Here is a 12681-nt window from a genome sequence, read left to right as displayed (position 1 = left end):
TACCAGTAATCGATGGCACGAAAAAGCTCTATTGAGAATTATTGTTATCTGTGAGTGGATTCTTTTTAGTGGGGGATATGTCACGGGGGATTGCGGTGCCGTCCATGGCTTGCCTGTCGGGTGTGTTAGAAGTAGTAGCTCAGTGCAACGCCAAGGGTCAGTGGTGCGCCCACATCCAGCAGGGTATCGCCTTGGTTGTTGGTGATATAACGGGTATCGAACAGGTTGCGAACATACCCATTAACGATGAGTGAATCGAACAAGGTGATTTCAGCATTGAGATTGACCAAGGTGGTGTTGTCGCTACGGCGTTCGCCTATGACTTCGCCACTGGAGTCGGTTAAATAGGCTGAAGTGCGGTCACCCTGATGAACCAGATCCACACCTATCATCCAGCTATTATCAAAGCGATAATTCGCGCCAAGGGTGGCCATGGTTTTCGGGGCGAATAAAAACGCCTGACCACTATAGTTTGCGCCGTTGGTAATAAACTCCAGATACTCGGTATGGTTATAGGCACCGCCAGCGCTCAAGCTGAGATTGGGACTTAGGGCATAGCTGGCCGAAAATTCAATGCCCTGCATTTTGCTTTCGGCTGCATTGGCTACCTGACGGTTATTATTGTCATCGAGGAAGGTAATTTGTTGGTCGATCCAGTCAGTGTGATAGAGATTGGCGCGAGCTTGCAGTTGCTCATTAAACCAGTTGCCGCGCCAGGACAGCTCTGTTGTTTTGGTGAATTCAGGATCATAGGGAACATGGCTAGTATTGGTGCGCAGGTTAACACCACCGCTGCGATAGCCGCGTCGCCAAGTCAGGCCAATCAATTGGTTTTCTGACAGATTGTGGCTAATGCCGATCTTGGGCAGGAATACATCGGTATCTTTTTCGCTTTGTGCTGAACGCGCCGGATTTAAGGGGTAGCGAATGTCGGTTTCATTTTTTTCGCGGTCATAGCGCAGCCCGCCGATCAACTGCCAGTTGTCAATAAACTCCCAATTTATTTCGCCAAACAGCGCTGCATTATTAATCGTAGTGTCGGCTTTTAAATCCAGTGCAACCACTGAACCTGCCATTAATTGGTCATCCACTTTTCCATCCACTCTGCCGTAATAGGCACCGATAAAACCGGTAATTTTTTCTGTGTTGTAACCCAAACGAAATTCCTGATTGGCAAGTTCCTGTTCGTGGTTACGTACAATGGTTTGGGTGGCGCTGGGCAGTTGGTCAAAATCCAGTAGCGAGGTGAAAGCTACCTGGGTGCTGGAGGTGATACTGGTGAAGGTCCAGTGGTCGTCCAGTGTGTAATCCACTTTCAGGGTTAGGGCATCCTGGGTAATGTTGGTGTCGCTTTCGGTATTTTCATAAAGGTGAAAATAATCCGGCTTACCGGCGGTTGCCGCAACGGCATTGGTGCCGGTACTGTGTTTGGTGCGCGCAGCGGTAAACAAAACATTTATTTTTTCTGTGGGAGTAAATAATAATTTTCCGCGAATATTCTGCGCTTCCAAGGGATTGGCATCGATATTGAGCGTTTTATTGGTGATGTAGCCATCGTAATGTTGTGAGTCAATGGCAATACGCGCCGCGAGGACTCCATCAATGAGTGCGCCGCTTGCCATGGCGGATACGCCTCGCTCACCGTAAGTGCCGGCATTAGTGCGCAGGGCAAATTCAGGGGTAAAGGTGGGGTTTTTGGTTCGCAATACCACCGCGCCTGCCAGGGTGTTACGCCCTTGGGTGGTGGATTGTGCGCCGCTGTAAATTTCAACTTGTTCCATATCCCACAGGTGCAGCGGGTTAAAGGTAATCATGCGATGCGCTTGCACGGCATCATCCACATAAACCGATACCGCACCATTCATGGCGGCAGGGCCTTGGTCATCAAACCCGGAAGCCGGGACGCCGCGAATTCCCCAGTTTTCATTGGCGGATTGCGAATAAACGCCGGGAGTGCGCTCCATGATATTTTGCAGGTTGGTATCGCCGTGGGCGACGATTTCTTCCGCGGTGGTAATGTCCACGCTGGAGAGCGTTTCATTTTCGCTGCGATTCAGTTTTTCACCGCTGGCAATGACTTTGACAGTAGCCAGCTTACCCAGCGGTTTGGCGCGCTCCAGGGTGATGACCGAATTGTTGTGGCTATGCGCCAAGCCATTTTCTTGTAGCAGTAAGTTGAGTGCGGCGTCGAGTGTGTAAGCGCCTTTGAATCCATTGGTGCGCTTCCCTTGGGTGAGGCTTGCATCGGCAATAATTTCCACCTTGGCGATGAGTGCGATCTGGTTGAGTGCTTGATCAAGGTTGCCAGCGGGAATATCAAACGCAATCAAGCTGTTGCTTGCTGTGGGTGGTGTTTGCGCCAGCGCTTGAGTAAACAATGTTGTTGTTCCCAAGAGGGAGGCTGCAATAACAGCGGATAATAAGGTTGGTAGTGGGCGATGGGGTTTGCGCATAGTGTTTCCTGATCTCGATAGGATGTTGTGTGTTAACTCCTTTCCGTATCAGAAGCAAAAACCCTCAATAAAAAATAAATATTTTTTACCATTACTCTTGCTTACCTTTTCATCATTTCTCTCGCTTCCCTTGGCGCGCCTTGATAAGAACCCAGTAGCGCGTTCTATACTCCAGTTCAATCGGTAGCGCTTTAGTGAGGTTCATCAGGGCGCGGTCGGTGTCCTTGATGCTAAAGACGCCGGTTAATTGCATAGCCGCCACCTCGCTGGTGCATTGTATTTTTCCGCGTCTGTAGCGCGACAATTCTTGGGCAAACTCGCTGAGTGTCATGCGCTCGGCGGCAAGAAATCCTGTGGTCCAGGCGGGCGTTGCCCCGGCGTTATCCGGGGTTGAGATATGGCTGCTGGAAAACTGGGCTTGTTGGCCAGCATCAAGTCGCAAGCGTTGTTTGGTTGTGGCGGTCAGCAATTCAACGCTGCCGTCATAAACACCGACGGCGATCTTGTCGGGCAGGGCGCGCAAGTTAAATTGTGTCCCTATGGGGCGAACATCCCCCTGAGCTGTAACCAGAATGAATGGGCGTGCTTGAGGATCTTTACCGGTTTCGACAAATATTTCACCGCTGTACAGAATCACTCTGCGGAGGTTGGTGAATTCAACGTCCAGGCTGGTGGCGGTATTCATCCACACTCGGGTGCCATCCTCCAGGCGTATCTGGCGTGTTTCACCAAGCGCCGTGCGATATGTTGCAAACTGTTGTTGCCAGAAATGGGGGCGGTGAAGGACGTAGCCTGCGCCTGTTATAACCGCCGCCGTAGTGAATAGTTTCAAGGTGGCACGGCGCGAGGTGCTGGGAGATTCCAGCAAGGCATGGCGCGCAATAGTGGTGGGAATATCATCCAGCTTTTGCCCAAAGGTTTGTAAGCGTTGCCAGACCAACTCGTGCTGTGGGTGTGCCGCGCGCCAGACGTTGCACTTGGCAAGGAGTTCCGGATCTTCAGGTGCTGCCCAATACCTGGCAAGTAAGTGGCTGGCTTCCTCCACTATTCCAGGGTCTATCTGCGATGCTGTTGTTGGCTCAGTTTTCATAGGTTGCCCGGTAACAACTAATCAGCGCCAGGGCAATGTACTTTTCGATAGATGACACGCTAACACTCAACCGCTTAGCGATCTCAGGGTAACTCAGGCCTTCAAGCCTATTCAGCAAAAAGGCGGTACGTGCCTTATGGGGGAGCTTGTGTAGCAGTGCGTCGATTTCAATCAATCGTTCGATCAGCAGCACCTGCATTTCTGCCGAAGGCACCTCTGGCTCCGGCAGATCACTGAGGCTGTTCAGATAAGCCTGTTCCAGTCGCTTACGGCGAAAGAGGTCAATCATCAAGCCTTTGGCAATTTGGGTGAGATGACAGCGTGACTGAGCTGGTGAGGGCAAATGACCGGATACCAGCAGTCTGAGGTAAGTATCCTGCGCAAGATCGGCCGCACTTTGCGGGCAGCCAGTCTTTTTGCTCAACCAACCGCGCAGCCAGGGTTGATGCTCCCGAAACAGGGTGCCAAGGTCTTGCGTCTCGTTTGAACCAACTCCACTCACAAATCGCCCCATCAAGGATGCAAATGATATTTGTTATCATTATCTTTGAATGAAAGGCGGGTTTCAATGCCAAATTAACGTGCTGCGTGTTTTGTGTCGCTCGCCATTGCTGCTGGCTGGTGAGTGAAAGGCGCTTGGACGTTAGAGGGGAAGTACCGCGCACGTAGTGCCATAAAAGGCGATTCAACACAGAAGTAGAGTGCCCAGCCACAAAAGACACTGACTCCCATAATAATTGCCACGCCCATTCCGCCATTGATATCAATGCCATAGTCTGTGAGTGGTGCTTTCATTACCTGAAACAAGGGTTTATGGATGAGGTAAATGGCATAGGACCAGAGTGCGATGCTAGCGGCGCCGGGAATAGGTATGCGGTGTAATACCGAAGTTGGGCTGAGGGCGGCGAGTACCAGAATGGCAAAACTGATTGCCAGGAATGAATAGCCAAATGTGGTCACTGAAAAGCTGGTTCCGTAATCCTTGATATAGGCGTAGTTATGGAACAGATAGAACATGACTCCCACGCAAATAACACCCATCGCCAACAGAAGATTGCCTCTGCGTAATATTGCTGCATAGGTTGTGGGGTGAAAGTTTTTCAGCATTGCAATTGCCACGCCGGGTAAGAGTTCGTCAAAGCGGGTAAAGCTGGAGTAATAGATGTGCTCCATAAATGCCTGACTGGAGATGGCAGTTTCGCCATGGGTATACCAATTGAATCCGCGCAGCGACATAGCAAGTAATATAGCGCCCACCAGTGCTATCCAGGCCCAGGTAACAGATTGTTTGATGAAGGCAAATAGCAGGGCAATAATGGGAAAGAAAATATAAAACTGCTCTTCAATACACAGCGACCAGGAATGGGTAAAGGTTTCGCCGGCGCGCATATCCAGATTTTGGGTGAAGGTTAAAAAAGACCAGAGCGGGGCGGTTGCTGTGCCGCTTAGCGCCAGGGGAAACAGGAAATACAGTGCAAGTACAAAATAATAATTGGGCAGGGTGCGCAGTAAGCGTCGAATGTAAAACAGCTTGAGCGAAAACTCTTGGCCTTTGGCAATGGCTGAAAGAATCTGGTTGCCAATCAAATAACCGCTCAGGACAAAAAATAAATCCACGCCTGTCCAACCCAGTTGGCTCATAAACCCGAAGATATTTTCCCGGCTGACCACCACTTTGTAGTGGTAGATCAACACAATAATAATGGCGATAGCGCGCAGTGTATCCAGACCATAGAGGCGGTTTTTATCGTTCGTGGAGAGATCCATGTCGTTGCTGATTCCTTGCAGGGAAGTGTATGGGTTGGGCGGGTTTTATGTGTATCAAAAGGCACGCGAATATACTGTGGCGCCAAAGCGTTTGCAAAAGAAGTTTTGATTGTTGTGTGATGGGGATATGTGCGGAGCTGGATAGGGAGAGCTGCGCAGTTCCCTCTGCGCTAGATGACGATTGCTGTGTAAATTTTCCTTAGAACTGGTAGTTCGCGCGCAGTAAAACATTGCGTGGTGAACCGGGCATGGACGATGAGCGCCAGTATTCCTCGTCATTGAGATTGGATACCGCCAGGGTGATATTGATGTTGCGCAGGCTGTAGCCTATGGCTGCATCAAAGCGTTGATAACCCTCAAGGCGCGCAGTGTTGGCAAGGTTTGTCCACTGGCTGCCCATGTGAGTAACGCCGGCTTCCATGTACCAGTTATCGGAAGGTACATAGCGCACAAACACATTACCGCTTTCTTTGCCGGTATTGGCGAGGTAGTTATCCACCAGCGCTGGCGTTACTACATCCTCAATCACTGTGGCCTCTTGCCAACCGTATCCACCGCGAACATAGACGCTATCAATAACGCGACCGATCCAACTGAATTCGGCACCGCGTGAACGCTGCTTGCCTTGTACCGCCCAGGTGTAGGGGTCATTGTCGGGATCGGGACGGTAGCGAATATTGTTCTTCTCGATATTGAACACCGAGAACTGGGTGTTTAGGCGGTGCTCAAGCCAATCGCTTTTAATGCCCACTTCATACTGCTCCTGAAACTGCGGCTCTGCGTCATACACGGCGCTGCTGCTGGTATCTACGCTTAGCATGCTGCGCCCGCCGTAAGGGGCAAAACTTTTGTTGTAGGAGGCATAAATGCTGTGTGCTTCCACCGGTTGCCACACGACACCCACGCTGGGGCTGATATTGTTGTCGCTGTAATTGCGGCTGCGGTTGGCTGCTCCAGGTGCCAGCAATTGATTTGTGGATTCAAATTCATACCAGTCGTAGCGTGCGCCTACTACCAGCTTGACGCTGGGTACCAGAGTGATGACATCCTGTACGAACATCGCTTGGGATTCAGCGGTGTGTTTGTTGTCGGTGCTGGCTGCGGGGCGAGCTATGGTGCCGCGGTCACTGCGCTTCTCTCCAGTAAAGGGGTTGACGTAACCGTAGAGAAGTGGCGCACGGTTGACGTAAAGCTGCGGCTCGCGATCCTCCCATGCTGAGTCGATGCCGACCATGATGTTGTGTTGCAGGCTACCGGTGTTGAACTCGCCTTGTAGTTCAACGGAATTGGCCGTTGTTTTGTTCATGGTCTCTTGCCATGCATAGCTGTTTTGACGGACAAGTCCCTGCCAATCACAGTTGGTGCCTGTGGGTGTCAGCCCGTTTTGACCGCACCAGGTGCCGCCAAAGAAGTGGTCAAAATTCTGCTCGGCTTCACGCTGGCTAAGGCTCCAGTGCAGCTTCCAGTTTTCCGTTAACTGGTAGCGCACATCCGAGCGCAACACGTTCAGTATGTCCTCCACATAGTCACCTTCTTGGGCAAAACTGGTACGTATGGGAGTACCTGCGGGCAAGCTTTCGTAGGTTGGGCCGCGATCCGGTGTGCGGGTAAGTTCGTCATAGGTGTATTGCACCGTCCACTCCAAACCCTCGCGATTATTGTAGGTAAAGCTGGGGGAGATCATGCGGATGTCGTTTTCAATGCCTTTGCGGAAGCTGTCGCTATCGCCCACTTCACCAGTCACGCGCACGGCAAGGTTTTCGCTGGTTACCTGATTGACATCCAAGGTCAAGCCTCTTGAATCCCAACTACCTGCATACACACCGACACTGCTGGGTGATTCAAAGTTGGCGTACTTGCTCACCATGTTGATAACACCACCGCCTGCGCTGCGGCCATAAAGCAGGGAGGCCGGGCCTTTGAGGATTTCAATGCGCTCGACATTGGCAGTGCTGCGTCTTACCTGACCGCTTTCACGCACGCCATCGCGGTAGATGTCATTGCTGTCGGCGCTGAAGCCGCGAATCATGATGCCATCGCCACGCATGTCGTACTGGGTATTTACGCCCGGTGTACCGGCGAGCATCACACTCAAATCGTTCACGCCATAGAGTTTGTATTTCTGCACATCAATGGTGTCGATGGTTTGCGGCGTGTCTTTGACATCCTGCCCATTGCGGTTGACCTTGGCCTGCTTGTAATTGGTGTAGCTTTTACTGGGGTCCTGCTCGCTCATCGCCTCAATAACGACGGTTGGCATAACCGCTTTTTTGGTTTGTTCGGTTTGCTGGGCAAGGCTTGATTGGCTGGCAGAAATCGCCAGCAACGCCAATACCAATGGCTTAAGTCCGGGGCGATGTGCGGTGCGAGACGTAGCGGATACAGTTGTAACTGCCTGCGAGATGGTAGTGGTCATAGGTTCCCCAAGTAGTGGTTTTGGTAAGGCGGCGCACTATATCCACAAAATTATGGCGCGTAAATGATAATTATTGGCGTTTGATATAATTTTTTGTCCTTGGTTTGGCGCGTCGATCCTCGTGCGGATGAGGGGGGTAGGGAATTTGAATCTGGCGACATAGATATTCCCCGTAAGTCGCCTAAACTGCCAAAATACCGCCATGGTTTTTGGGGTTATTTTTGATTGCTGCGCAATGGGCAGCGTTTTGCGGTAAATGTTTCATGGAAAATATTGTAGTTGTGGTGATTGCGTTGCTGATTGGTCTGTCATTGCAGCGCGTTAAACGTATTCCGGAAAATTGTGCGACATCCCTTAATTTGTATGTCATTTACGTCGCCTTACCGGCACTGGTTCTGGTTGAGATTCCCAAGCTCACCTTTAACCATGAGGCGGTAATTACGGTTATCGCTGCCTGGGTGATTATGCTTTTTGCGGCGGTGATTACTTGGGTAACGGCGCGGGCCTTGTCCTGGTCGCGCGAGGTGACGGGGGCGATATTGTTATTGGTTACACTGGGCAATACCGGTTTTGTGGGTATTCCCTTGATTGAGGCGCATTTGGGGAGGGAGGCCTTGCCCTATGCCATTCTGTATGACCAGTTGGGCACCTTTATCGGGCTGAATACCCTGGGTATCGGGTTGGCGTGTTACTACTCGTCCAGCCAGAGTTCGGTCGCAGGCATTGCGCGCAATATTCTGGTTTTTCCGCCATTTATCGCCTTGATGCTGGCGTTTGCAGTGGGGGCATTGTGGGTGTATCCGGAGTGGTTAGCCGCCGCACTCGGGCGAATCTCATCTACACTGGTTCCAGTGGTCATGGTTGCTGTTGGCTTGCAGTGGCGCTTGTCATTGAAGCGTGAGTATTTTTCGCCGCTCTTGCTGGGGCTGTTTTATATGCTGGTGGTCACCCCGGCGTTTGCCTGGTTTGGGCTGTGGCTGTTCGATATCGATGGCTTGGCGGCGCGGGTTATTTTATTGGAAGCGGCAATGCCTGCCATGATTTCTGCCGGTGTACTGGCGACTACACATAACCTGGCGCCGCGTTTGGCGGCCTCCATGGTGGGCTATAGCTTGTTGTTGGGCTTATTCAGTGTGTGGGTGTGGCGCTTGTTAATCTAATAACGGATAAAAATTCTTCGGTAAATTTTTGCACGGATGGTTTTATGTATGTCGCATGATCAACAGTCATTCGTGACGGATGACGGTTCGACGTTATGGGAACCTTTACAGCTCGGCGTTTATGCGGATTACCTTGCGCGCTTGTCCGCAACAAACCCGGTGATTGTTACTGACGATATTATGGCGGCTGATGGACAGCTATTGCTGCCGCGCGCCACAGTGCTTGACCAGGCCGCTATCGCTCGCTGGAAACACAAAACGCTTGCTCGTCCTCTCGCCAATTCCATTCAGCTAAGCAAATCCATCTCCACCGATGATTTGTTGCAGCATCTGCTCGATACCATTCGCTCCACAGAATATTTCCAGTCATTGGCTGAGCGTAAACATCCAATCAGCTCTCTGGAGCCAGCTTGTGCCAAGTTGTCCAGCCTGCCGTTAGTGCAGCAATTTTTAACGGTTATGGCGGCGCAGATGAGTGATTTATACGAGCGCACGCTGTGCGTCAGTCTCTGGGCGTTGTACATCGCGCAGGAAATGCGTTTGCCTGCGCAGGATTCGGGTGAGGTTTTCTGGGCAGCAATCACCCACGATATTGGCATGTTGTTCATCGATCCGCAGGTGCTTAACAAAACCGAGGGATTAACGGCGGCGGATTGGCGGCAGGTGCAGCGCCATGTGGAAATATCGCGCCGTATTTTGATGGATATACCGGGCATATCCGAACCCCTTGTGACGGCTGTCAGTGAGCACCACGAGCGCTGTGATGGTACAGGGTATCCACAGGCGAAGGTGGAGAGCGAGTTGTCGCTTTTTGGGCAAATTCTCGCGGTGGCAGATTCAATTGTTGGTATTTACTTTAATCGCTTTAAAGCGCAAGGGCGCCGGTGGCGAGAGGTTATTCCGGTATTGGAGATGAACCGCGCGGCTTATTTGTATCGCAGTTGCGACATTGTCACTACCATGATTTTGCGCAGTGAGTTGCCGCTGCCGGATGTAGTCAGTGGCAGTGGTGTGCCTGAATTCGCCGAGCGCATGCTGCAACAAAATTTGCAATTGCAACGCTGGTTTACGCAGCTGCGCGATTGCTTAACGGCTGTGGGTTATACCCATGGCGACCGTAAATTACATGCGCTGCAAAACGTTATTTTCCATGTTGCGACTACTTTTAAAGGCAGCATGCTTTTTAAAGAAGATTTGCGTGAATCGCTGGAGTCCATGGCGGGGCAAGAGGGAAATAGCATCAGCAAAGTGGTTGCCGATGCCTCATTGGCACAGCAGGAAATGACATTTCATTTGCAGCGTTTGAGTCGCATGTTGCAAATGTATATTTCAAGTAATGACGCAAAAGATCCTAAAATTCTCGCGCGGCTGCAAGAAGGTTTTACTGCTATCGGCGGCTATATTGCACAGCGCAATACGCCGCCTGACTCTTGAGTGCAGTGGGTTTTACTGCTGGTGCCAAAAGGGTTGGCCAATGGTGGGGGTGCTTGGACTGGCCGTTTGGCGTTTTTGCATCAGACCCGCCTTATAGGCTTTGCGGCCTGCATCAATCGCATCGGCAAATGCTTCAGCCATGAGCGGCGGGTTGTGCGCTTTGGCGACGGCAGTATTCAGCAAGATGCCATCAAAGCCCATTTCCATCGCTTCCGCTGCTTGCGAGGGTGCACCCAGGCCTGCATCGATAATCATGGGTACATCTTTAATGCGCTCGCGCAGGGTGCGCAAATTGTAGCGGTTCAATAAGCCCTGGCCGGTACCGATGGGCGAACCCCAAGGCATTAATACTTCGCAGCCCACATCCAATAAGCGTTTGCACAAAATCAAATCATCGGTGCAGTAGGGCAGCACTTTAAAACCTTTTTTAATCAGAATGTCTGCTGCTTCCAGCAGGCCAAAAGGGTCGGGTTGCAGATTGTAATCGTCGCCCACCACTTCCAGTTTGATCCAGTCGGTATTAAAAATTTCGCGCGACATTTCCGCGAGCGTCACTGCTTCCTTAACCGATTTGCAACCCGCCGTATTGGGCAGCAGGCGACAGCCGCTCTCCTGAATATATTGCCAAATAGCATCGCCATCGCGATTGGCTGGATTTTGGCGGCGCAAACCGAGGGTAACAATGTCACTGCGCGATTGAATGATAGAATCGCGCATTAACTGCGGCGATGCGTAAAGTGCTGTGCCCAATAAAAAGCGGCTGGAAAATGTTTCGCCGTAGAGGGTGAAATCTTTTTCAGGTTTGTTGTAACTCATATCAACCTCCACCAACCGGTTTGACGATATCGACTTGATCGCCATCCAATAATTCGCGCTCGGAATAGGTCGAGCGAGGCACAAATTCGCCGTTTATGGCCACGGCGATTTTACTGTCGCCATAGCCCCATTGTTGTAAGGCATCGCCGAGCAGCGTCTTTGCCGCAAGCGTTTGCGTTTCGTTGTTTACACTCAGTTCAATTGTCATAAGCTGTGTTTTCTAGTGGCGATTTAACAGTGCGGAAAAAATCGGTTCTGGCTTGTTAAATACATGGGCAAGCACATTTTCAACCACGGCTGGTGCAAGCAAATAACCGTGGCGAAATAATCCGTTAGCGCTAATCAGGCCGACCTCAACATCTACCCTGGGTAAGTTATCCATAAATGCCGGACGCAAATTGGTATCCATTTCGATAATGCGCGCTTCGGCAAAGGCGGGCGACAAGGTGTAAAGCGCGCTGCTTAATTCAAGGCTGGATTGCAGTGTAACCGGCGAGCGATCCTCGCTCTCGATCTGCGTGGCGCCGATAATAAAACGATTGCCCGGTTTCGGCACCACATAAAGTTGATAGCGCGGGTGCATTAACCGCACCGGGCGCTGCAAACGGATTTCACTGGTTTCTACATGCAGTGTTTCACCGCGCACGCCGCGCAATTGTCGCGCTGGGGTTTTAGCGCCCAGCCCACGGCAATCGATGACCAAATCAAACGTTTCGGCGGTGCCATTGGCGATAATTTTTCCCGCCGCTACGTCGACGGCGGTATGTTCGCGTAGGTGAATGGTGCTCTGGATAATCTCATCGCCAAGCAAGCGTAAAAATTCGCGGTTGTGCAGATGGCCTTCTTCTTCCAAAAATAAACCTTGCTGAAAGTTCGGGCTTAAATCCGGCTCCAGGGTTTGAATCTGCAATTGGTTTACTGCTTCATAACGACGGCATTCGGGAATCACAAAATGTAATTCGCGTACAAATTGTTCCAGTTCGCTCGCATCTTGCGGGTGCGCCACTACCAAACTGCCGTTGCTAAAAAACAGTGGGTCACTGGTATTACTGTCGGCATTGAGTTGCGCCGCCCAGTGTGGCCAATGTGCGAGTGCAAATTGCCCCATGCGGTAAACCCCTTCATCGGACACCACCGCTTCGCTCAGGGGAGCGACCATGCCCGCTGCGGTAAATGCCGCCGCGCGTTTGCTTTGGGGTTCGGTGGGGGTAAAACTGCCCGCTTCAAACAAACTGACCTCAAGCCCGGCTTTATTTAATTGCCATGCGAGCAATCGGCCAAGCAAACCGGCACCGGCGATAGCAATCTTGTGGGGAAGGGATGTGTTATGTGTTGAGTCTTTCATAGTGCCTCTGAGTCGAGGCGGAGAGTGGGCAATAGCCATGGCTGATGCACCTTGTTCCCTCCGCAGGTATTAGCCTGTTCAGGTTCTACGGATTGGGCCGAACCCATCTCAGCCTCCGTATGACTCACTGTTCAGTGAGGCACCAAGGCGCTCCGACAAGAAGGTGGCCAATATACTGGCCACCCTTTTACTTGGCAATC

Annotated in this window: 10 protein-coding genes and 1 riboswitch; of the genes, 2 read left to right on the top strand and 8 right to left on the bottom strand. The window is 51.4% G+C overall.

Translation table 11 applies throughout. The annotated features are described in order from the left end of the window. Positions 1-125 precede the first annotated feature (125 nt). The 5 genes from B0D95_RS07385 to B0D95_RS07365 form a co-directional block, all read right to left on the bottom strand. Positions 126-2453, bottom strand: a complete 2328-nt coding sequence (locus tag B0D95_RS07385; RefSeq protein WP_078043303.1) for a TonB-dependent receptor — start codon at positions 2451-2453, stop codon at positions 126-128. Positions 2454-2565: 112 nt separating this feature from the next. Continuing rightward, positions 2566-3543: a FecR family protein gene (locus tag B0D95_RS07380; protein ID WP_078043302.1), complete on the bottom strand. Its 978-nt coding sequence runs from the start codon at positions 3541-3543 to the stop codon at positions 2566-2568. Next, entirely contained in the window at positions 3533-4045 is a 513-nt protein-coding gene (locus tag B0D95_RS07375) for a sigma-70 family RNA polymerase sigma factor (RefSeq protein ID WP_244904471.1), read from the bottom strand. The genes B0D95_RS07380 and B0D95_RS07375 overlap by 11 nt, the downstream gene beginning before the upstream one ends. Before the next feature lie 74 nt (positions 4046-4119). Next, a complete protein-coding gene (locus B0D95_RS07370) occupies positions 4120-5310 on the bottom strand; it encodes an acyltransferase (RefSeq protein ID WP_078043300.1) in 1191 nt (396 codons plus the stop codon). Between the two features lie 199 nt (positions 5311-5509). Then, entirely contained in the window at positions 5510-7726 is a 2217-nt protein-coding gene (locus B0D95_RS07365) for a TonB-dependent siderophore receptor (RefSeq protein WP_078043299.1), read from the bottom strand. Positions 7727-7989: 263 nt separating this feature from the next. Here B0D95_RS07365 and B0D95_RS07360 point away from each other — a divergent pair, with 263 nt between their 5' ends. Together B0D95_RS07360 and B0D95_RS07355 are read left to right on the top strand one after the other, a co-directional pair. Next, entirely contained in the window at positions 7990-8886 is an 897-nt protein-coding gene (locus tag B0D95_RS07360; protein WP_078043298.1) for an AEC family transporter, read from the top strand. Between the two features lie 48 nt (positions 8887-8934). Then, on the top strand, positions 8935-10320 hold the full coding sequence (locus B0D95_RS07355; protein WP_168172416.1) for an HD-GYP domain-containing protein: 1386 nt from the start codon (positions 8935-8937) through the stop codon (positions 10318-10320). A gap of 12 nt (positions 10321-10332) precedes the next feature. Here B0D95_RS07355 and B0D95_RS07350 read toward each other — a convergent pair whose 3' ends face one another. From B0D95_RS07350 to B0D95_RS07340, 3 genes are read right to left on the bottom strand one after another with little or no spacing between them, the layout of a single operon-like run. After that, positions 10333-11136: a thiazole synthase gene (locus B0D95_RS07350; RefSeq protein ID WP_078043296.1), complete on the bottom strand. Its 804-nt coding sequence runs from the start codon at positions 11134-11136 to the stop codon at positions 10333-10335. Between the two features lies 1 nt (position 11137). Then, positions 11138-11344: a sulfur carrier protein ThiS gene (gene thiS, locus B0D95_RS07345; RefSeq protein ID WP_078043295.1), complete on the bottom strand. Its 207-nt coding sequence runs from the start codon at positions 11342-11344 to the stop codon at positions 11138-11140. Between the two features lie 12 nt (positions 11345-11356). Further along, entirely contained in the window at positions 11357-12481 is a 1125-nt protein-coding gene (locus B0D95_RS07340; RefSeq protein WP_078043294.1) for an FAD-dependent oxidoreductase, read from the bottom strand. A gap of 38 nt (positions 12482-12519) precedes the next feature. Beyond that, positions 12520-12646: riboswitch (TPP riboswitch) on the bottom strand. Positions 12647-12681: the final 35 nt, after the last annotated feature.

Origin of the sequence: Cellvibrio sp. PSBB023, assembly GCF_002007605.1 — a bacterium.
Lineage (GTDB): Bacteria > Pseudomonadota > Gammaproteobacteria > Pseudomonadales > Cellvibrionaceae > Cellvibrio.
This window is presented reverse-complemented; position numbering and strand designations above follow the sequence as displayed.